Here is a 20,414-nt window from a genome sequence, read left to right as displayed (position 1 = left end):
TCACCTCCACCAAACATTGTATGTTAGACATTGGCGGAGGGTAACAGAGGTCAACCTCTATTCCTTACATGCTTCAGCGAAAATACGAGCCATCTGCTCACTGTCTGCTTCTCTATAGACATAATCATGATAATGGGGCTTATGAATGCCCTGCCAACCCTTTTCCACCGCGCTTTTGTAATAATGTATGGCACGATCCTGCTCTCCGGTCAAATAAAACAAGCAAGCGGCATTCCAATACAGCGCGGCATCTCCGTTCCAATCCCAGCCTTGATCAAGCGCTTGTGCGTAGCTCCATGCTGCACGTGCATAGTCTCGTTCCACGCCATATTTCGTGTCTCCGCGCAGATAGTGGTTCCCGTTAACGAGGAGATTGTTTAAAGGCAGATTCCATCCGAACAAAACGGGGAAATCAATAAGCAGCTTAAACCCAGCAGCTATAGCGGTTTTTTGCGAGCCTACATTGCTTGACCAGCATTGCCAGCCTACTCTTGTCATGCCTCGTTGCTTCGCAAGTGACAGTGCACCTAACGCTGTTTTTCGAGCCCATCCGTTGCCTCGATATTGTTCATCTGTTTGAATGCCAAGCTCACATTCATCCCCGACTACCCAATCGGTCAGGCACCAGCTGATGATGGCGGGTCCTTCATCCGTGTCTTGAATTGCAGCGCATCCAAAACCTCTATCCTCATAAGCTTCAATGGAGGCCCAGCCACCTTGAATTTCACTGATGACGCCATCGAGCCCTATTAAATCTTCTCTTTTAAGAAAGCTGCTATCTACCGGGAAAATATGATCAGCAAGCTTAGTCTCTATTCCGTCCAGATCGTGAGTAAACGTCATACGGCCGCTTCGCAGAGGCAGCAGATCCTTCATCACGAGACTGAGCATGTTTTCCCATTTCTCATCCGAGGGATAGAAGAGCACATAATCAAGCCGTCCGATGGCTGCAAGCTTCGGCAAAAGTTCTTCTTTAAACAGCTTGTTTACTTCTTCAAAAAATAAATGATTTTCAGGGCTGCCGCCTAAAAATATACCTTGAGGGCTTGTTAATACAGCTGTCGCGCTGTCAATGGACAAGAAAACTCTGCCGTGCAAAACACCTTCAATGACACCTTGAATCGATAAATGGTGCTTCAAAGCTCCAAAAAGTGCTGCTGCTTTAGAGAAGTTTTCGCTGGCAAGTTCCGTTCCTATCGCTTTCGAAATATACATAAACTTATTTCCTCCCAGAAGTATGTGAGAGGTTTATTTAATTATAAATGTAAACCTCTCACATGCTTTTTGATTTGATTGTTCTTATTCAAACATCATCACTCCTTTTAACGTAGTAGAGGTCATACTCTAGGTGCTGTTGATACCATGTCTAAATTCATTATGCTTAGTGGAAATAGGCACGGCAAGGTGCTGTTTATTTATACTTAAACTTTACTGATTTCACACAAGTGTAATTTAACCAAAAGTGATCTTTACTAAAATAGAGGATTAAGCTTGCAGCAATGACAACTTAGCAAAAAATATCAAAAACAGCCTTCTTCCTTCTGCTATTCTAGAGTCAAAGGAGGCGCACCTTTGATTACTCACAACATCATTCAAAAAAGTATCCAGTACATGGAGGATAACCTTCAGGATGAACTGACACTTGAACAAATAGCTGCACACGCTGGTTTTTCTCCATACCATTTTCACCGTTTATTCCGAAAGGAAGTAGGCATAAACATAGCGGATTATTTGAGAAGCCGCCGACTTTGTTATGCATCTAGACTGCTACTAAACACGGATGAAACGATCATTACGATTTCGTTGAACTGCTATTTTGAAAGCCAGGAAGCATTTACAAGAGCATTCAAGAAGATGTACAGCATGCCGCCGGGCCGTTACCGTAAAATGTTTGCACCACATACGTATTCTACTTTAGGAGGAGATTATATGGATCATGCTTCACCTGTGAAAGACTGGTTCCTGACGGGAAGCCAGCCTCAAAACTATGAAATGGGGGTTGACCGCAGCATTGTTCATCAAGGAAATGCATCGGGGTATTTGAAGGCGCTTATTGCAGAGGACCCGGGTCAATTTGGGACGATGATGCAGCAATTTAAAGCTGAGAAGTTTGTCGGTCGCAGAATGAGATTCACAGGTTTTGTAAGGACAAGCGGGGTACAGGAATATTGCGGCTTGTGGATGAGGGTGGACAACAACGCACAGGATATTTTGCAGTTTGATAATATGAATAATAGAAAAATTATTGGCGATACGGGCTGGAATCATTACGCTATCGTATTGGATGTTCCTGATAACAGCGCGACCATATCCATTGGTGTACTGCTTATGGGCAAAGGGCATGTATGGGTGGATAGCTTCAAGTTCGAAGAGGTTGATCTCAGCGTGCCAACAACTAATCTTGAGATGGAAAGCGAGCTGCTGGATGGGCCGTCTAATCTTTCATTCGAGGAATAATAAAGAGTAGATAAGCTTCATGGCTGCGATTCCAAGGATTGACATAAATTTAGAATGAACATATAATACCTAGTAAATAACTTGGTTTATTTGCAAATGATCTACAAAAAACCAATGAACTAGAGGAGACTACAAAATGGCTGTTCAAACGTTTAAAGCAACTGCTCAATTACAAGAGGGCGTAAAGGTTTTAACGAAGTCTAGACATTTCGAGCTCACGATCGATGAGCCCAAAAGCTTGGGCGGGACAGATACGGGGATGAATCCTGTTGAAGCGCTGCTCGCTTCATTAGGAGCTTGCCAATCGATTGTTGCTAGAGTTTACGCTCCAAAGTTTGATGTTAAACTGGATGACTTCAGAGTAGAGGTAGAAGGCGACATCGATCTTGATGGATTTTTCAATAAATCGGATGTGCGTCCTGGTTACTCGGATATTCGCTATACCTTCCATATCAAAACCGATTCACCAAAAGAAAAGGTTGAGGAATTCGTGAAGTTTCTAGAGAGCAAATGTCCAGTTGGCGACACCATCGCACATCCGGTTAACGTGAAACTAGAAAGCATCGTTATTGATCATTAATTTTAAGCTGTTCGCTATCATTAAATGTTCATACATAAAGACAAAGCAGGCTAGGTTTCCCCTTTATGAGGGGAACCTGGTCTTTTTTTTTGGAAATACATTAATTTCCTATTTAACGGATAAATGATAACTCGTAAGGGCATTATCCTTAAAGGTAACAAATACTTCACTTATTGAATAGGGAGGAACAAAATGAGTAAGTTTATGACAAGGCTCGTGTTGATCAGTATTTTTGCTCTGACGATTGTTGCTCCTCAGGCAGCAAGTGCTAGGGAGCAGACCATACCAATGCTGCGCGAGGTGAAACAAACATCTCCTAATCAACTGCTCATCAATTACGACCAGCCAGTTGATAAAACAAAAGGCATAACGCCAACAAATTATTGGATTCAGAGTACAACGGATGTTACGCCAACAGGCATCGCAACCCTTGGCAAAAATGATCAAGTGAATCCAAGCAATTCATTAACAGCGAGTAAAGTATCGATAGCTGCGGCAGACAGTCAAAACCAAAGCTTTGTGCTTACCTTTAACCAGAACATATCCAATGGTAAGTCCTACAAAATGATTATTTGTTATGTAACAACGCCTGGCGCACCTCCTTTTACAGGTGATAACGGCTCTGCAACCTTTATTGGTCAATAGCTCTCTTTTTTTCATAAAAAGGCGGGCTTTACCTTTAAGTCATAAGCGCATATAAAGCCGAATGCCTCTTACTGGAGGACATTCGGCTTTATTATTACAAAGTCATTATGATGCAAGCATACGTTAAGATCTTAAATATTATATATCATGTTTGCTTGCGAATTAATTTGGCTTTTATTTTAACAGCATAAAAACGAATAACAAAATAACGATATTGTCATTACACTCTTGATTTGATATAGTAGGCTAAAATCACCGAGAGGGGGGACGGTGCTGAGCTAATGGATCATCCAGCTGTCTGAAGTGGATGAATCGCTCACTGCCCAATATGACAAATGATCTTCCGTTGAATAAGGAAACGATTTTAGATGCAGCTGAACAGGTGCTTAGACGTTATGGGCCCGATAAAAGCTCGGTTGTGGATGTAGCTAAGGTGCTGCAAGTAAGCCATGGTACGTTGTATCGCCACTTTGCAAGTAAAGCTGCGTTGCGAGAAGCGGTAACGGGGCGCTGGCTGGAGAGATGCATCGCATCGCCTTTAGAAGCGATAGCCAATCAAACCGGCGGCAGCTCTTCAGAGCGCTTGCGTTTATGGATGGAGACGCTCATCCGCAGCAAACGGAATTATGCAGCCAATGATTCAGAAATGTTTGCTATGTACGCGGTTGTCACTGTAAATGCGGTTGAAATGATCACCGATCATGTGAACCGCTTGATAGGGCAGATCACGCAAATTATAGATGAAGGTATACGTTCAAACGAATTCAAGTCTGGACAAGCCGAGAACTTAGCGAAGGCCGTGTTTTTTGCAACGTCGAAATTTCATCATCCTGCACATGCCAATGAATGGTTGGCAGAAGACATTGATGAACAGTTCAAATTCGTATGGAATTTACTGCTTAGTGGAATCGTATAATGTGAAGCCCCATGATGATTTTAATCAGAGGGGCTTTTTTATTTATAGATAAATCTTCTTTAATCAAAATGACAAATAATAAAAAATGTCACTTGATATTTGTCTGTGGCGAGAATATAATCAGAGCATAATGATGTAAATGCCAGGGAGGGAATAGTTTTGGAGAAGCGTTTAGCTGGGAAAGTAGCAATGGTAACGGGAGCGTCAAGGGGAATAGGTCGGGAGATTGCTGAGCAATTAGCGGGTAACGGTGCAAAGGTTGTTGTGAACTTTACGAGTAGCCCAGGCAAAGCAGAAGAAGTAGTAAATGGCATTAAGCGTTTAGGTGGTGAAGCTATAGCGATACAAGCTGATATTAGTATCGTGGCGGAAGTAGAGGCTATGTTCAGCAAAACGTTAGAAGCTTTTGGACAAATAGATATTCTTGTGAATAACGCGGGTATTATGATTACGAAGCCGATTGCTAATATGACGGAGGAAGACTTCGATAAGCAGTTCGCTATTAATGTGAAGGGCACATTTTTTGCTTGCCAGCAAGCGGCATTGCATATGAACGCTAACGGACGAATTATCAATTTCTCGACTTCGGTTGTTGGCGCGATGTTCCCAACGTATAGCGTATATGCAGCCACGAAAGGCGCAGTTGAACAGATCACTCGCCAGCTGGCGAAGGAGCTTGGTCCAAAGGGGATCACTATTAATGCCATTGCACCTGGTCCTGTTAACACGGAGCTCTTTAAGGTAGGGAAATCAGAGGAGCAAATAACGGGTATTGCCAATATGAATGCATTCGGAAGATTGGGTGAACCTGAGGATATTTCGAGTGTGGTGCTGTTTTTGTCCAGTGACGAGTCACAGTGGATGACAGGTCAGACGATTCGAGTGAATGGCGGTTTTGTATAATTTTGTTGTGAACAAAAAAGACGAGTCCGATCGCAGTTTCTGCGGAACGGGCTCGTCTTTATTTACGCCGTGAAGCTTAGAATAAGGGCGGAAAGCTCACTTGCTATTTTTCGTCCTCATTCACTTTCTCATCAAACCACATCGGATCATCGTTATCCACGTTGTAGTTGATAAGAAGCTCTTCGCCAGCTTTTACGTCTGAGTAAGTAAAGAAGTTAACGACATGATTGTCAAAATCAAGATCGTGATAAGCATTTGGGGTATAGGAATGGTTGAACAACATGCCGTATCCAAGCAGGATCGCAGTGTGATTAGCGCCATACTCAAACACATAATCAGCAAGCATCGTTTTCTCTATGTGCTCATGCTCCTCATTCGGGAAAGGAATGACCGGGGCTTCATGAAACAGTACGCCTTTTGCAATATCAACCTTCGCAAATACTCCTCTATTAAATTCTCCATCGCTAAGCTTAGAAGTCTTTACCTCAATCATGTTAGTCACCTACGGTTCTTTAGTCTAAGGAGCTCGTTGCCATTGCATTAAGCTCGCTCACCTTAGGTAATATATCAATTTAATGAGTAAATAGCCAGCGGCTTCGGTAAACGTTATTTCATAACGATCCATTATTGTGGGAACATTTATCATTTTCAGCCCGTCTAGGTTATGAGGTGATGATGATGAACCAAAAAATTCTGATATACCTTTTATGTGGAGTCATTCTGTTAAGTACAGCACTTATTGTTAACCCTAAAGCAGCTTTCGCATGCTCGTGTGCAATGTCGCCGTCTGCAGAGACGCAGGTAAAAGATGAGCTTGGACGCAAGACTGCCATTTTCACTGGAAAAGTAATCAAGGTAACACAGCCTCCTAAGAAAAAAACGATGTCATCTGCTGATCTCGTTCAAGTAGACTTTGAAGTAGCAACGGTATGGAAAGGAAAACTCAAGCAGCAGACAGCTGTATATACAGCGATGAGCTCTGCAAGCTGCGGATATGAAAAATTTAATGCAGGTGATACCTATATCGTGTCTGCTAATGACAGATCAGGAAAGCTTGAAACAGGGATATGTGATTTAACGAAGCTGGTTTCTGCTGCAGGAGAAGAGTTGAAGGTACTAGGCAATGGTTATAATCCGCTGCCCTTAAGCGCTGGCGAGGTTTTGCATGCTAACGAAAGCGGAGCAACAAAGCTGCAGATCATCATAGGTGCGCTAGCCCTTTTTATGATCATTGGGATTGTTGTTGTGCGGGCACGACGTCGTCAATAAAGCAATGAGGAATGTTATGGTTATAGGTTGTATATGTGCAAAAAAGATGCCGTAAGCTCTTTAAGAGGATTACGGTTTTTTTGCATGCTCTTATAGGCTTCAAAAGTTATTTTCCTGCATGAATAAGAAGATAGGAGTAAGACATACCCTAACCTAATCCATTGATTTCTTATTTACATTCATAAAATCTATGGTTAAATGGGGAGTGGCGAAACGAGGTGATTGAACAGGTGCTTCGTCAAAAAGCATTAATTTTGGAGGGGTACATGTGTACAAGCTGCTGCTCGTTGATGACGAGCCGGAAGTTACGGAAGGATTAATGAGTGAGATTGATTGGAAGAGCTGCGGTTTCTCAGAAGTTAGAACAGCAGGAAACGGCAAGGAAGCGATGGAGATTTTTGAGAAAATGGAGCCTGATGTGCTCATTACAGATATTAGCATGCCATATATGAACGGTCTGGAGCTGTCGGAATGGGCTAGAAAGGTGTATCCCATTACACGAATTGTCATCTTATCGGGTCATGATGAATTTGAATACGCGAAGCAAGCTATACATTTGCAGGTAGAGGCTTATGTTTTGAAACCGTTCTCGGCGAAGCAGCTGACGGACACGATTGCGGAAGTAGCGAAGCGCATGGATGAAGAGCGTGAGAAGCGAACCAATATTGAGCTTCTGGAGGAGCATTACCGCACCAGTCTGCCTATCGTGCGCGAGAAGTTTCTTTCCTCTTTAATTACTCGCAAACAGTCTTATAAGGACATTTCTATAAAAGCAGCGAAATACGGCATGGAGCTGGATGGCGAAGGGTACATCGTATCCATTATTGCAGTTAATCACTCTGAACATCAGCAGGATGCTGAGCATCAAGTATCCTCACATTCACTCGCTTCGTCAACAGATTTGGATCTGAAGCTATTCTCCGTATGCAATATTGCAGCTGAAATATGGAATAGACATTTACTTGGCAAAGTTTTTATTCATCAAGATCAAGTTGTACTGTTCACGGTCAGCCCAGAGCTCGATAAGGGCTTGGTAATGGAGCAAACACAGGATGCGTTAAAGGAAATACTGCAAAGTATCGAGAGGTTTTTACGTTTTCCCGTCATGATTGGCGTTGGAATCTTCACACAAGATGTGGGAAATCTCAAGTATGCCTATGAGGCTGCAACGGTTGCTCTAGATTATCGCCGGATTCTTGGCAACAACCTCATCATTTGTATCGATGATATGGAAAGTCGTGTGAATGACAAGCTTCTCTTCGACGAATGGAAGGAGCAAAATCTAGTTCGAACGGTGAAGCTTGGTACCGAGAAAGAGCTGGAGGAAGTAATTGATGGACTGTTTGATGAAATATCCCGCGTCCAGGCTCCTGTTCATGAGTACCAGCATTATTTGCTCGAGATGGTAACGGCGATTATCAAGCTGACCAAAGCTTATGAGAGTGACAATGATGACATTTTCGCAGGCGGATGGGGCATATTGAATCAATACCAGAAGCTGAACAGCATGCAGGAAACGAAGGCTTGGTTTGGAGATTTATGTGCTAAGGTGAGAGTTCGTATCGCCAGCCGCAGGCAGCATACTTATAAACAAATCGTAGAGGATGCTATTCACTATACGAAAGAGCATTATCACGATAGTGATTTGTCTATTGCGAAGGTGTGTGCCCATCTGCATATCAGCGCAGGATATTTTAGCGGCTTGTTTAAAAAAGAGTTAAAAATGACGTTCGGTGCTTATTTGCTGCAGCTTCGAATGGAACAGGCGAAGGAGCTGCTTCGCACGACAGAGCTCAAAGCATTTGAGATAGCGGAGAAAATCGGATTTGCCGATCCAAATTATTTTAGCCTCAGCTTTAAGAAATATGCCGGATTGTCTGCCAAAGAATATCGCAGCGGCTTACTGGGACTAGAAAAATGATAAACCGCAAAAGCATACAGTTTATATTAACCGTTTCTATTACGATATTTTCTGTGTTTATTATATTGCTTGTCAGCGTTGTATTATATGGTCGTTTCTCTGCAACCGCGCAGGAAAATGCCTTTCGCAACTCACAGCAAATTGTCGATCAAGTAAGCTACAATCTTGAAAATTATATAGAGGTCACGTCTGACTTGTTCAACATGATGCATCATTCAATCGGACAAAGCGCCGATGTGAAGTCCGATGGGATGCGCCGCCAGCTGGAATCGATGATGTCGACGCGTTCGGACACGGTATCACTCGCCTTATTCGATGATAAAGGTCAGCTGCTTATCGATTTACCGAATGTTGAGCTGAAGGAAACGCTGAAAGTGACGGAGGAAGGCTGGTTTCGAAGCGCACTCGATTCAGCAGGTCACTTATCCATATCGCTTCCGCATGTTCAAAATTTGTATAAGCAGCAGTTCCGATGGGTCGTATCGATGAGCAAAAGCATCACAGTCCAGCATCAAGGCAAGCAGGTTCATGGCGTTTTGCTGATGGATGTCAATTTCAATACGATTGATGAGCTGTCCGAACGAGTGAGCTTGGGGCAAAAGGGTTATGTGTACATGCTGGACGAGTCTGCGGGCAACATTGTTTATCATCCGCAGCTTGAGCTCATCTATGCGAAGCTGAAAGAAGAGAATGTTGAGCTGGCGCTTAAGCATACGTACGGCAGCTTTATTGACGATTCTACGGATGAGGCAAAAATGATAAGCGTTCAAACGATTGGCAACGTCGGCTGGAAGGTAGTAGGCGTATCCTATTTGGATGAGGTGATGACGACAAGCGGGCAATTAAACCGATCGATGTCCAAGCTTGTTATCGGCCTAGCGCTAATCGTATTTTTATTATCGAGTTTAGTCGCACGGAGAATCTCAAGACCGATCAAACGACTGGAGCTTTCGATGAAAAGCGTAGAGCGGGGCGACTTCAACCTGGCCGCCAGCGGCGAAGGGCCGCTTGAGATCAAGCGTCTTGCAGATCGGTACAACATTATGATCGGTACGATCAAGCAGCTGATGGAACGAATTGTAAGGGAACAGGAGAGCAAACGAAAGTACGAGCTGGAAGCGCTGCAAGCGCAGATCAATCCGCATTTTCTGTACAATACGTTAAATACGGTCGTACGCATGGTGGGCATGAACAAAAATGAAGAAGTGATTACGACGATTACGTCGCTGTCCAAGCTGTTTCGCATTAGTATAGGCAAAGGGAAAAGCCTAATCACGCTAGCGGATGAGATGGAGCATGCACGGAACTATTTGGTTATCCAGCACATGCGGTTCAAAAATAAATTCGACTATTCCTTTGATTTGCAGCAGGAGGCATTGTCGCTTGCTACCTTAAAGCTTATTGTTCAGCCTCTAATTGAGAACGCGCTCGTGCATGGCATTGAGCCCTCCGTTGACAAGGGGCATATTGCTATTTCCATGAGGCTTGAAGGCAGTGATATTGTGATCAAAATCGTTGATAATGGGCTTGGCATGTCGGAGGAGAGACTGGGTAAAATTCTTACAGGTGCTGTCATAAGCTCGAAGGGATCAGGTGTTGGGGTTATGAATGTGCAGGAGAGAATTCGACTGTTCTTTGGTCCAACTTATGGTTTGCATTTCGAGAGCGAGCAGGAAGTAGGCACAACCGTCACGATTCGTTTCCCTGCTCTTACGCTGCAGCAAGCTGAAGGAGGGGAAAAGCATAATGGTTAATCTCAAAGGCAGGGTCATTAGCTTGCTGCTCTTCATCATAGCTGTCCTTTTATTGTATTCCGCTCTCTACCCGGGTCCAGAAGTGCCGAAGCAGGAGCAGACTGGGAAGACGATTCAGCTTATTCTTCGGACGAGCAAAGGCGACTACTGGAAAAATGTGACGATGGGCGCACAAGCTGCCGTCAAAGAATTTGGCATTACTCTGCATGTCTCTGCTGGTGCAGATGAGGGGGATATCAAAGGGCAGCTGCAATCAGCTATGCAATCGCTGGAGACTCGGCCAGATGCAATTGTAATCGGAGCAAATGATGATGCGGCATTTCAGCCTTTTTTGGAGGAAGCTGCGAAGCGGAATATACCAGTTATCGCAATGGACAGCTTGCTAACCTCGGGGAAGACGGCTTCTTATGTCGGAATGGACAATTACTTAGCTGGCAAAGAAGCGCTGCGGGAAATCGCCAGACAGCTTGGAGGCAACGGCGATGTTGCGATTGTAACGTATAGCAAGGGTGGAATTAATGGCATTCAGCGGGAGCGGGGAATCCGTGATGCAGTTAACGAATATGAGGGACTTCACCTTGTTGGCAGTCAATTGTGCTCGGAGGCGTACCAAGAATGTGAGCAAACCGTCAGCAGTATTTTAGATAAGCAAAAGGTAGACGGCATATTAACACTTAACACAGAAACGTCGATAGGAGCGGCGTATGAACTGAAACGCAGGCAAGCGGGCAATAAGATCAAGCTGGTAGGCTTCGATAGCTCGCCGGAGCTGCTGGAGCTGCTTCAGGAAAATCAGCTGCAAACATTAATCGTACAAAATCCCTTCAGCATGGGCTATCTTAGCGTCAAGCATGCATTAGCAGCAGCAAATGGACAATCGGTTCCCGAGAAGGTTGAAATGAGTATGGAGCTTATAACGGAAGAGAATATGTTTTGGCTTAAAAATCAGAAGTTATTGTTCCCTGTTGTGCAATAATGCTCATTTTATATGCAAATAGATGAGGATATTAATAAAAGTGATGAGGATATTACATGTGAATCCCTCCAAAATTACGACATAATGAAGCAGTAGTTAATTCATCCACCAGGGGGATATAAATAATGAAAAAGTGGACAGCAGCGCTCGTTATTGGAGCATTAGCAGTTACAGCAGCAGGTTGCGGAAGCGCAAATGGCGACGGGAGCGCAAGCAGCTTGCCTAAGGCAGGCGTAGCCATTTATAAATTTGACGACACATTTATGAGCGGTGTGCGCAGCGCGATCGATACAGCGGCAGAAGGTAAATTGGCAGTAGATATCGTAGATAGCCAAAACTCGCAGCCCACACAAAATGATAAAGTAGATTTGTTTATAACTAAAAAAGTAAAAGCAATGGCAGTTAACCCGGTTGACCGTACAGCTGCTGGCATCGTTATTGATAAAGCACAAAAAGCTAATATTCCGGTAGTATTCATTAACCGCGAGCCGCTTGCTGATGATTTGGCAAAATGGGACAAGGCGTTTTTTGTAGGCGCAAAAGCTGAAGAGTCAGGCACTATGGAAGGCGAAATCATAGCTGAGTATTGGAAAGCACATCCGGAAGCGGACAAAAACGGTGACGGCGTGCTGCAATATGCGATGCTGAAAGGCGAGCCGGGGCATCAAGATGCTGAGCTTCGGACCAAGTTCTCTGTACAGGCGATTCAAGATGCTGGCATCAAAGTCGAGAATATTGCTGAAGATACTGCGATGTGGGATCGTGTTAAGGGCCAAGAAAAGATGGCAGCTTTCCTTGCTTCCAAAGGCGATAAAATTGAAGCTGTTCTGGCAAACAACGATGACATGGCGCTTGGCGCGATTGAAGCATTGAAAGCTGCTGGCTACTTTAAAGACAATAAATTTATGCCGGTTGTTGGCGTAGATGCAACAGATCCAGCTAAGCAAGCGCTGAAAGAAGGCACTTTGCTCGGTACCGTTCTAAACGATGCGTCGAACCAAGGTAAAGCAACGGTTGAGCTTATGCGCGTTCTTGCTGCAGGCGAAACACCAACGAAAGAGAACACAGGCTTTGAAATTACAGACGGTAAATACGTTTGGATTCCATACCAAAAGGTAACGCAAGAGAGCAAATAAGATAAGCGGTAAGATGGATGATCAAGAGCGGGGGAATAACGTCACTTGCGTTGCCCCTGTTTTTTTTCGCCTACTTTCTTGGCGGGCTGGACAAAGGGAGGCTACACGATGGCAAAGCAGCATCCTTATTTGCTTGAAATGAACGGGATTACCAAGACGTTTCCAGGTGTTAAGGCGCTAGATGATGTTACGTTAAAAGTACGGCCGGGCACGGTTCATGCGCTCATGGGCGAGAATGGTGCAGGTAAATCTACATTGATGAAATGTTTGTTTGGCATTTATAAGCCGGATAACGGCGAGATCATTCTTGATGAGCAAAAGGTTGATATTAAAAACTCCAAGGACGCATTGAATTATGGCGTCTCCATGATTCATCAGGAGCTGCATCCAGTGCCGCAGCGCAGCGTGATGGAGAACATTTGGCTTGGCAGATTCCCGGTAAGAGGCATAGCACCTTTCCGGTTCATTGATCATAAAAAGATGTACCGCGACACAGCTCAGCTGTTCGAGGATTTAAATATGACGATTGACCCTCATCAGCTGGTCGGCGAGTTGTCAGTTTCCAAAATACAATCGCTCGAAATTGCAAAAGCGGTGTCCTTCAATTCCAAAATTATTGTAATGGATGAGCCTACTTCCTCGCTTACAGGCAATGAGGTAGAGCAGCTGTTCGACATAATCAATAAGCTGCGTGCACGAGGCGTTTCGATTATTTATATTTCGCACAAAATGGAAGAAATATTACGAATCTCCGATGACGTGACGATCATGCGCGACGGTAAATACATCGGTACTTGGCCAGCTCCTGAGCTGACCATCGATACGATTATTACGCGCATGGTTGGCCGAGATTTATCGGATCGATTCCCGGAGCGTACGAACATCCCAGGAGAAGTCATGCTGCGCGTAGAGGGATTAACCTCGCCGCATGCACATTCCTTCAAGGATGTATCGTTCGAGCTGAGAAAAGGTGAAATTCTCGGAATAGGCGGACTGGTTGGGGCTCAGCGTACTGAACTGATTGAGGCGTTGTTCGGGCTTCGATCCGTAAAATCAGGTGTCATCTACAAGGATGGGAAGTCGATTACGATTAAGTCGCCAATCGATGCAAAGCGCCACAAAATTGCACTATTAACTGAGGAGCGCAGGGTGACGGGGATTTTTCCGGTGTTGTCCGTAACCGAGAACACAGCGATCGCTAATCTCGATTTATATCAGAATCGCTTTGGTTTCTTAAATGAATCAAAGATGAGATCGGAAGCAGCAAAAGGTGTTGAGAAATTCAAGACGAAGACGCCGTCTGTTGATCAATTGATTCGCAACCTATCCGGCGGTAATCAGCAGAAGGTGCTGTTAGCTCGCTGGCTGCTTACAAATCCTGATATTTTGTTGCTGGACGAGCCAACAAGGGGCATTGATATCGGAGCTAAATATGAAATTTACAACATTATTATTGAGCTTGCCAAGCAAGGGAAAAGCATCATTATGATTTCGTCTGAGATGCCAGAGCTCATTGGCATGTCCGATCGCATCATGGTGATGTCGGAGGGTCGTGCCACAGGTATTCTTGAAGGCAACATGGCAACCGAGCAAAGCATTATGCGGCTTGCAGCACAGACGGGCTAATGATGAAGGATTTAAAGGAGGTTTACGGCAATGGAAGCAGCTAAAGGTTTGAAAATAAAAAATGCATTTTCGCAAAATGCCATTTGGATTGTACTTGTCGCATTAATTTTAGGAATCGCCATTATTGATGCAAACTTTTTGTCTATAACAACGCTTAGAGATATGATGGTGCAGTCATCGACGCGAGTCATTATTGCGCTTGGCGCTGCATTTGTTCTTATCACAGCGGGAACTGACTTGTCAGCAGGGCGTGTAGTTGGACTCAGTGCGGTCGTATCCGCATCGATGCTGCAAATGCCTGAATATGCGAGCAAGTTTTTCCCTAACCTGCCTGAGCTATGGGTGAGCATTCCGATTGTAATCGCGATCACGGTTGGTTTGCTGGTCGGACTATTGAACGGCTTAATCGTAGCGAAATTTAACGTACCGCCTTTTATTGCTACACTTGGTACGATGGTCGCGGTGTACGGTGCGAATTCTCTTTACTTCGATATGCCGCCAAACAACTCGCAGCCAATCGGCGGTTTGCGCAGTGATTTCACTGAAATTGGTACAGGTGCTGTTGGCAGCGGTCAATTCTCTATTCCTTATATCGTATTAATCGCTATTTTTGTAGCGTTCATCGTATGGGTTGTCTTCAATAAAACGCGTCTTGGTAAAAACATGTACGCCATTGGCGGCAACATTCAAGCGGCTCATGTATCCGGCATTAACGTGGCTAAAAACTTGATGTGGATTTATGCAATTGCGGGTGCTTTGTACGGCTTAGCGGGTGTGCTCGAAGCAGCGCGTACGGGCGGCGCGTCGAACAACTACGGCAATATGTATGAGCTTGATGCCATTGCAGCATGCGTGGTCGGCGGCGTTTCAACAACTGGCGGCGTAGGCAGAGTGAAAGGGATCATCGCAGGTGTTCTCATTTTCACTGTCATCAACTATGGTTTGACTTATATCGGTATCAACCCGAACTGGCAGCTGATTATCAAAGGTTTGATTATCGTTGTTGCTGTAGCGTTTGATATTCGCAAATATGTAGCGAAGAAGTAACGTAAGGACGTAGAAGAAGCTGTCTCAGAAGGTCGATGACCTTAGGGCAGCTTCTTCTTTCATTCACACGATAGGTTTCCATTGTACTTCGCGCAACTGGTGGCAGCTATTCAGCAATGATGCTTTTAGATATGCAGGCTAAGACTCCTCCTCAATCACACGCTCAATATACTTCGCTACTCCATCCTCATCGTTGCTCTCTACGACTAGCGTGGACAGCTCAATGAGAGTAGGATGCGCATTGGAAACAGCGACCTTGGTGCCGGCAGCTTCGAACATCCCTAAGTCATTCAAATTATCACCGAACACTGTAACGTCCTCAGGCGTACATTGCATCAGCTCAGCCCATTGCTTCAAGCCTTCTTTTTTATTTGCTTTGCTGTGGCTGAATTCTAGAAAATAATGATCTTTTATATATTGATCCTTCATGAGATGAACATGAACCCGATCGCCGTATGTACGCTGTACTTCATCCTTAAGCGGCTCAAGCTCATGCAGCAAGCCAATATAGGTCACAATGAGCGTCCTAAAGGCATCCGAGCATTCGAGCAGCGGCATTTCTCCAAAACGAGGATCATTAGGGCGGCTCTCGTAGAAGGTTATGTCGCCAATTCGCAGCAGCTTCTCATGGAATACACGTTCCTTATCCTCCGCATCAAGCGCGAACAAGAAGGGAATTAGAGCTTGTTTTCTTCCTAGATTAATAATTTGATTTGTCGTTTCGTTATCCAGCCAGTATCCGCCTATGACCTTGGATGAAATGGGATCAAAGATAACCGCGCCATTATATAAAACGATCGGATATTTCCACGGAATGACAGATACAATTTTGTTGGAGCTGATATAGCTTCTTGCCGTTGCATAACTAATGATGATACCTTGCTTCATCGCATGGTTTATGACGTTAACCGTATACTCGGACAAGGTAGCATCCGATTGAAGCAGCGTTCCATCGAGATCTGTAAGGAAATGATTGTTTGCCATTAGTAAAGCCCCCTGTTATTCATGATTAGGAAGTAGGGCTCCCGCCCATGCTTTCACGAGCCGGCGCAACCCTCGTTCCAATTCTTTCTCGTTTAATCCGCCGAACCCCAAATACAATCTTGCAAAACGACCGGGCAGGATAGGCGTATCCTGTGCAGCATACACGTAAACGTCCTCCGAAGCAGCAAGCTTAATCAGCTCCTCGGCACTGCACGTTGTTTGAACAGCGATTTCCACATGCATCCCTGCACAGTCGCCATGAACCTGGACATGCTCGGGAAAATAAGTGTCAATGAGCTGAAGCAGCTTAGCACGTTTTTTACGATAAAGATTGCGAACCTTCCTTACATGCCTGTACCAATGCCCTCGTTCCATGAACAGCTGCATGGCCCACTGATCGATGCGTGATGGACTTGTAAGTGTGTGCTCTATAGATTGCAGCTTACTGAGCAGCGGAGTCGGGACAACCATATAGTTCATACGCAGCGCGGGTGTGAAGGCTTTGGAAAACGTCCCAATATAAATGACGCTGCCCTGATGATCCATTCCTTGGAGAGAAGGGATGGTTTTGCCTGAATAACGAAACTCTCCGTCGTAGTCATCCTCAATGATATAGGCGCTGTTTGTGCTTGCCCAGTGGAGCAGCAGCTGCCTAGTGGAGTACGGCAATGAGCTCCCAGTAGGACGATGTGAAGGAGTGACATATAAGATTCGAATTTGTTTGTCTACTAATATAGAAACGAAGTTCTCCATGTTATGGACGGGGACAGGAGAGACGTTGTAGCCGTGCTGCTGGAAGGCAGCTCTTACCTGAGCGATACCGGCTTCTTCCACTGCAATTGTAGATGCACCGTTTAGCAATTTAGCGAGAATTTGTGTGCTGTAAGAAAAACCTGATCCAATAATGATTTGTTCAGGCGTGCAATTGACGCCTCTTGAACGCTTTAAATAGTAAGACAATTGCAAACGCAAATCGTATTCGCCCCGCGGATCGCCATACTGATGAACATAATTCGCATGGAGAGATAGGGCATCATGAAGGACGGACTTCCATGCGCGAATGGGGAATGATTGTCCGTCCACGGCGAGCAGGCTGAAATCGACGACTGCGTCGTTTTGGATAGGAATCGGAATGGAATGGCGATGTATAATAGCTTTTTCTTCTAAAATCTCTGTATGAACCATGGCAGCAGCAGGAGTTAATTGTGACTTTATAACAAATAGACCGGCGCGCGGCTTGCTAACCACATAACCTTCTTCCAGCAGCATGTGATAAGCCGTTTCAATTGTCGTTTTACTAAGCTTCGATTGCTCGCGGAGCGATCGAATTGATGGAAGCTTTGTTCCATCCGCTAGAGCGCCAGATTGGATGAGTTTCCGTAAATGTCTGTACAACACCAAATAGACAGGGCCTTGCTCTTCTTCTGAAAGGTTGATATCCATCTTATCTCCACACAATCTGACCCTTAAAATTCATATAAATCTGACACTGTGGTAGAGGTCAATTTCAGTATAAACTTTGGCATAGGCTTCCATCAATAACAAGAAATATAAATGGAGAGAAGGGGTTGCTATGCCGCAAGTAGAAGGAACCGTTGAAAGTAGATTGGCAACATTAGGGATTATTGTACCAAAGGCGAGCGAGCCCGCAGCTAAATACGCTAACTGCGTATTTTCAAATGGACTTCTGTTTGTTTCTGGCAAAGGACCTGCGGCCGCGATAAAAGGGAAGCTTGGCAACGAGTTTACGACAGCAGAAGGTTATCAACTCGCTAGGCAGACAGGAATTGAAGTTCTCGCCGTATTAAAGCATTCACTAGAGCGGTTGGATCTTGTGACTCGCGTCGTAAAGGTACAAGGTTTTGTGAATGCTGATCCGAGCTATGAAGAGCATCATAAGGTACTCGATGGCTTCTCGGATTTGATGGTGGAGGTATTTGGCGAGAGAGGAATTCATGCACGTTCGGTCATGGGGGCGAGCTCCTTAAGAAATCAGCTGCCGATCATTGTTGATTCTATTTTTGAAGTGGCCACGGCATAAAGTCTTCTAATTATTAGCCGTTGCATTTGCTTTTATATTGCCTTAACATTAAAGTTTAAGAAAGCCGTCAGGTGATGACGGTTTTTTTATATTTAATGAAGTGCAAATTTCTAAGGAGTGAGCGTCTTGCAGTTTTTCCCTAAACGTTATGACAGATCACTGTTTATCGTTATATTCATCTTTATGATGTTGAAAATGCTCCTGTTTCGCCATTTCGTCTTTTCGGGCATACAGGTGGAGAGCTTGCTGCCTGATGCAGCAGCCGTACTTGCACTGCTTCTGCTGCTGGAGCTAGTCACCTCTGCGAGGTGGAGAGGTGCCGTATTTGGGCTCGTGAATGCCGTGTTTTCCTTGCTGCTATTTGCTTCAACGGTGTATGTCAGTTATTACGGAACAGTACCTACGTATACCGCACTGCATGGACTTGACCAGGTACTGCAAATTAGGACAAGCGTAGGGTCTATTATTTTGCCTGCTTATTATATTTACTTTCTGGATGTTGCCGTCTTGGCAGCTCTATATATCGTTAAACGTGTCAGAGGAATACGCAGCGATGGGCGCAAGCGAATTGCCAAACCTTTGTATACAGCCATTGCAGCTGTTCTATGTATTGCGATCTCGGGTGGATTCATTTGGTCCGCGAGTACGATTCCGAATGAGATTGTGAAAGCTGAGAATTTAGGCTATATCAATTATCAGGTAGCGGCAGCCGTTAAGGCGAGCAAAGAGCAGGCCGCGCTGAAAAATGGCAATGTAGAAGAAACAGGGGCTGATGCGGTAGCGCTCAAATCCTCCTATTTTGAACAAGCTGGAGAGATGGTCGTTGCAGGCATGCCTAATTATTTCAGATCTGCCGAAGGTAAAAATGTGATCGTCGTTCAAATGGAGGCGTTCCAAAACTTTGCCATCAATTTGTCTGTCGGTGGTCAGGCGGTTACGCCTGTTCTTAATCAGCTAGCGAAGGAAAGCTTCTACTTTCCTTATGTATTCCAACAAATTGGACAAGGGAATACTGCGGACGCTGAATTCATGTCAAATACTTCTATCTATCCAACCGGGGATATGGCGATGTCTACAGGCTATGGTGATCGAGAGCTGCCGAGTCTTCCCAGACTGCTTGGAGAAAGCGGGTACGAATCCAATACCTTTCATATCAATGATGTGACTTTTTGGGATCGCAACCGAATGTATCCTGCGCTAGGTTTTACGGCATATTATGATAAAGCATCATTTAAAAATGATCATTTTAATTCTTTTGGCGCATCGGATGAGGAGCTTTACAGGGTCGGTCTTGAAAAGCTTCAGGATATGAAGGAGCAAGGCAAGTCTTTTTATGCTCAATTCGTAACTGCATCCAGTCATCATCCTTTCAAGGTTCCAACGGAGCTTCAGCATATTACGATGCCGGACTCCTTGCAAGGAACGCAGCTGGGCAATTATTTGACCGCATTAAATTATACCGATTATGAACTGGGCCGTTTTATTGAGGGGCTCAAAGCGAGCGGCATGTGGGAAAATACGATATTAGTCGCCTATGGCGATCACGCTGGTCTACAAACGACAGACAATGATCCTGCATGGGTTAGTGAGCAGCTGGGCATCCACTATGATGAGCAAATTAGCCGCTTAAACATCCCGCTTATTGTTCATGTACCTGGCATAGAGGGGAAAACCGTTAATCAGGTTGGCGGTCAGGTTGATATTATGCCGACCGTTACAAATCTGCTAGGCATATCGCTTGATGATCAAGCTTTTACGACGTTTGGCCATGACTTGCTTAATATTTCTCAAAATGTAATCGGTATGCGGTATTATTTGCCGACAGGATCATTTTTTAATAATGACATCTTATTTATACCAGGCAAAGGCTTTGAGGACGGAACTGCTGTCGATATTAGAACGAAAAAGCCGGTAGCTGACTTCAGCAAATATCGTGGAGATTATGATTATATACTGGAACTCATGAAGCTTTCGGATGATTATGTACGTCTGCTGCCGAAGCGGGCACCATAGAAACAGATGAAATGCCTCTTGTCTATCCGGACTTGAGGCATTTTTTTCTTCGCAAATGCAATTATAAGCTTTTATGGAGGCAGGCAATGAGGTAAGATGGATATAGCTACAGAAGGTACTCTATTCCAATAAACGTAAGGAATCGA

Annotated in this window: 18 protein-coding genes; 14 read left to right on the top strand and 4 right to left on the bottom strand. The window is 44.6% G+C overall.

Going from position 1 to position 20,414, the window contains the following annotated elements:
* Window positions 1-57: 57 nt before the first annotated feature.
* Complete coding sequence (locus tag AC1DM9_RS24350) at window positions 58-1,215, bottom strand: GNAT family N-acetyltransferase (RefSeq protein WP_477582654.1); 1,158 nt, start codon at window positions 1,213-1,215, stop codon at window positions 58-60.
* Between the two features lie 357 nt (window positions 1,216-1,572).
* On the opposite strand from AC1DM9_RS24350, the gene AC1DM9_RS24345 reads away from it, so the two are divergent.
* The 5 genes from AC1DM9_RS24345 (at window position 1,573) to AC1DM9_RS24325 (ending at window position 5,501) form a co-directional block, all read left to right on the top strand.
* Entirely contained in the window at window positions 1,573-2,457 is an 885-nt protein-coding gene (locus AC1DM9_RS24345; protein ID WP_477549096.1) for a helix-turn-helix transcriptional regulator, read from the top strand.
* Window positions 2,458-2,593: 136 nt separating this feature from the next.
* Window positions 2,594-3,037, top strand: coding sequence for an OsmC family protein (locus AC1DM9_RS24340; RefSeq protein ID WP_076268773.1), 444 nt, complete (start codon window positions 2,594-2,596; stop codon window positions 3,035-3,037).
* 192 nt (window positions 3,038-3,229) lie between these two features.
* Window positions 3,230-3,682, top strand: a complete 453-nt coding sequence (locus AC1DM9_RS24335; RefSeq protein ID WP_477549097.1) for a hypothetical protein — start codon at window positions 3,230-3,232, stop codon at window positions 3,680-3,682.
* A gap of 328 nt (window positions 3,683-4,010) precedes the next feature.
* Window positions 4,011-4,598, top strand: coding sequence for a TetR/AcrR family transcriptional regulator (locus AC1DM9_RS24330; protein ID WP_477582652.1), 588 nt, complete (start codon window positions 4,011-4,013; stop codon window positions 4,596-4,598).
* 159 nt (window positions 4,599-4,757) lie between these two features.
* The gene (locus tag AC1DM9_RS24325) at window positions 4,758-5,501 is read left to right on the top strand and encodes an SDR family oxidoreductase (protein ID WP_477582650.1); all 744 of its coding nucleotides are present in this window, start codon (window positions 4,758-4,760) and stop codon (window positions 5,499-5,501) included.
* A 103-nt stretch (window positions 5,502-5,604) separates the two neighbouring features.
* Here AC1DM9_RS24325 and AC1DM9_RS24320 read toward each other — a convergent pair whose 3' ends face one another.
* Window positions 5,605-5,994: an SET domain-containing protein gene (locus AC1DM9_RS24320; protein WP_054026376.1), complete on the bottom strand. Its 390-nt coding sequence runs from the start codon at window positions 5,992-5,994 to the stop codon at window positions 5,605-5,607.
* A gap of 179 nt (window positions 5,995-6,173) precedes the next feature.
* On the opposite strand from AC1DM9_RS24320, the gene AC1DM9_RS24315 reads away from it, so the two are divergent.
* From AC1DM9_RS24315 to mglC, 7 genes are all read left to right on the top strand, one after another.
* Window positions 6,174-6,770 carry a hypothetical protein gene (locus AC1DM9_RS24315; RefSeq protein ID WP_477582648.1) on the top strand — a complete coding sequence of 199 codons (597 nt, stop codon included), beginning with the start codon at window positions 6,174-6,176 and terminating at the stop codon, window positions 6,768-6,770.
* Window positions 6,771-7,038: 268 nt separating this feature from the next.
* Window positions 7,039-8,691 carry a response regulator transcription factor gene (locus tag AC1DM9_RS24310; protein ID WP_477582646.1) on the top strand — a complete coding sequence of 551 codons (1,653 nt, stop codon included), beginning with the start codon at window positions 7,039-7,041 and terminating at the stop codon, window positions 8,689-8,691.
* Entirely contained in the window at window positions 8,688-10,445 is a 1,758-nt protein-coding gene (locus AC1DM9_RS24305; RefSeq protein ID WP_477549101.1) for a cache domain-containing sensor histidine kinase, read from the top strand. Before AC1DM9_RS24310 ends, AC1DM9_RS24305 begins: the two co-directional genes overlap by 4 nt.
* On the top strand, window positions 10,438-11,421 hold the full coding sequence (locus tag AC1DM9_RS24300) for a substrate-binding domain-containing protein (protein ID WP_477582644.1): 984 nt from the start codon (window positions 10,438-10,440) through the stop codon (window positions 11,419-11,421). Before AC1DM9_RS24305 ends, AC1DM9_RS24300 begins: the two co-directional genes overlap by 8 nt.
* A 125-nt stretch (window positions 11,422-11,546) precedes the next feature.
* Window positions 11,547-12,557: a galactose ABC transporter substrate-binding protein gene (locus tag AC1DM9_RS24295; RefSeq protein WP_441878648.1), complete on the top strand. Its 1,011-nt coding sequence runs from the start codon at window positions 11,547-11,549 to the stop codon at window positions 12,555-12,557.
* A 108-nt stretch (window positions 12,558-12,665) separates the two neighbouring features.
* Window positions 12,666-14,183, top strand: coding sequence for a sugar ABC transporter ATP-binding protein (locus AC1DM9_RS24290; protein WP_477510822.1), 1,518 nt, complete (start codon window positions 12,666-12,668; stop codon window positions 14,181-14,183).
* 30 nt (window positions 14,184-14,213) lie between these two features.
* The gene (gene mglC / locus AC1DM9_RS24285; RefSeq protein ID WP_477582642.1) at window positions 14,214-15,230 is read left to right on the top strand and encodes a galactose/methyl galactoside ABC transporter permease MglC; all 1,017 of its coding nucleotides are present in this window, start codon (window positions 14,214-14,216) and stop codon (window positions 15,228-15,230) included.
* Window positions 15,231-15,368: 138 nt separating this feature from the next.
* Here mglC and AC1DM9_RS24280 read toward each other — a convergent pair whose 3' ends face one another.
* Window positions 15,369-16,214 carry a Cof-type HAD-IIB family hydrolase gene (locus AC1DM9_RS24280; RefSeq protein WP_477582640.1) on the bottom strand — a complete coding sequence of 282 codons (846 nt, stop codon included), beginning with the start codon at window positions 16,212-16,214 and terminating at the stop codon, window positions 15,369-15,371.
* A gap of 15 nt (window positions 16,215-16,229) precedes the next feature.
* The gene (gene pdxR / locus AC1DM9_RS24275) at window positions 16,230-17,657 is read right to left on the bottom strand and encodes a MocR-like pyridoxine biosynthesis transcription factor PdxR (protein ID WP_477582638.1); all 1,428 of its coding nucleotides are present in this window, start codon (window positions 17,655-17,657) and stop codon (window positions 16,230-16,232) included.
* Window positions 17,658-17,787: 130 nt separating this feature from the next.
* Between pdxR and AC1DM9_RS24270 the strand changes: the two genes are divergently transcribed.
* Together AC1DM9_RS24270 and AC1DM9_RS24265 are read left to right on the top strand one after the other, a co-directional pair.
* The gene (locus AC1DM9_RS24270) at window positions 17,788-18,255 is read left to right on the top strand and encodes a RidA family protein (protein WP_477582636.1); all 468 of its coding nucleotides are present in this window, start codon (window positions 17,788-17,790) and stop codon (window positions 18,253-18,255) included.
* 183 nt (window positions 18,256-18,438) lie between these two features.
* On the top strand, window positions 18,439-20,268 hold the full coding sequence (locus AC1DM9_RS24265) for an LTA synthase family protein (protein ID WP_477582634.1): 1,830 nt from the start codon (window positions 18,439-18,441) through the stop codon (window positions 20,266-20,268).
* The last annotated feature ends 146 nt before the right edge of the window (window positions 20,269-20,414 follow it).

It is taken from the genome of Paenibacillus sp. 01T431, assembly GCF_056398625.1.
Note: the sequence above shows the minus strand (reverse complement) of the source record. Positions and strands in the feature narration are given on the sequence as shown.

Excerpts from the sequence above, each read along its gene's own strand:
- AC1DM9_RS24270 (WP_477582636.1), top strand. The coding sequence starts at position 17,788 with ATGCCGCAAGTAGAAGGAACCGTTGAAAGTAGATTGGCAACATTAGGG.
- mglC (WP_477582642.1), top strand. The coding sequence starts at position 14,214 with ATGGAAGCAGCTAAAGGTTTGAAAATAAAAAATGCATTTTCGCAAAAT.
- AC1DM9_RS24265 (WP_477582634.1), top strand. The coding sequence starts at position 18,439 with ATGATGTTGAAAATGCTCCTGTTTCGCCATTTCGTCTTTTCGGGCATA.
- AC1DM9_RS24295 (WP_441878648.1), top strand. The coding sequence starts at position 11,547 with ATGAAAAAGTGGACAGCAGCGCTCGTTATTGGAGCATTAGCAGTTACA.
- AC1DM9_RS24280 (WP_477582640.1), bottom strand. The coding sequence starts at position 16,214 with ATGGCAAACAATCATTTCCTTACAGATCTCGATGGAACGCTGCTTCAA.
- AC1DM9_RS24300 (WP_477582644.1), top strand. The coding sequence starts at position 10,438 with ATGGTTAATCTCAAAGGCAGGGTCATTAGCTTGCTGCTCTTCATCATA.
- pdxR (WP_477582638.1), bottom strand. The coding sequence starts at position 17,657 with ATGGATATCAACCTTTCAGAAGAAGAGCAAGGCCCTGTCTATTTGGTG.
- AC1DM9_RS24340 (WP_076268773.1), top strand. The coding sequence starts at position 2,594 with ATGGCTGTTCAAACGTTTAAAGCAACTGCTCAATTACAAGAGGGCGTA.
- AC1DM9_RS24290 (WP_477510822.1), top strand. The coding sequence starts at position 12,666 with ATGGCAAAGCAGCATCCTTATTTGCTTGAAATGAACGGGATTACCAAG.
- AC1DM9_RS24335 (WP_477549097.1), top strand. The coding sequence starts at position 3,230 with ATGAGTAAGTTTATGACAAGGCTCGTGTTGATCAGTATTTTTGCTCTG.
- AC1DM9_RS24305 (WP_477549101.1), top strand. The coding sequence starts at position 8,688 with ATGATAAACCGCAAAAGCATACAGTTTATATTAACCGTTTCTATTACG.
- AC1DM9_RS24330 (WP_477582652.1), top strand. The coding sequence starts at position 4,011 with ATGACAAATGATCTTCCGTTGAATAAGGAAACGATTTTAGATGCAGCT.
- AC1DM9_RS24320 (WP_054026376.1), bottom strand. The coding sequence starts at position 5,994 with ATGATTGAGGTAAAGACTTCTAAGCTTAGCGATGGAGAATTTAATAGA.
- AC1DM9_RS24315 (WP_477582648.1), top strand. The coding sequence starts at position 6,174 with ATGATGATGAACCAAAAAATTCTGATATACCTTTTATGTGGAGTCATT.
- AC1DM9_RS24350 (WP_477582654.1), bottom strand. The coding sequence starts at position 1,215 with ATGTATATTTCGAAAGCGATAGGAACGGAACTTGCCAGCGAAAACTTC.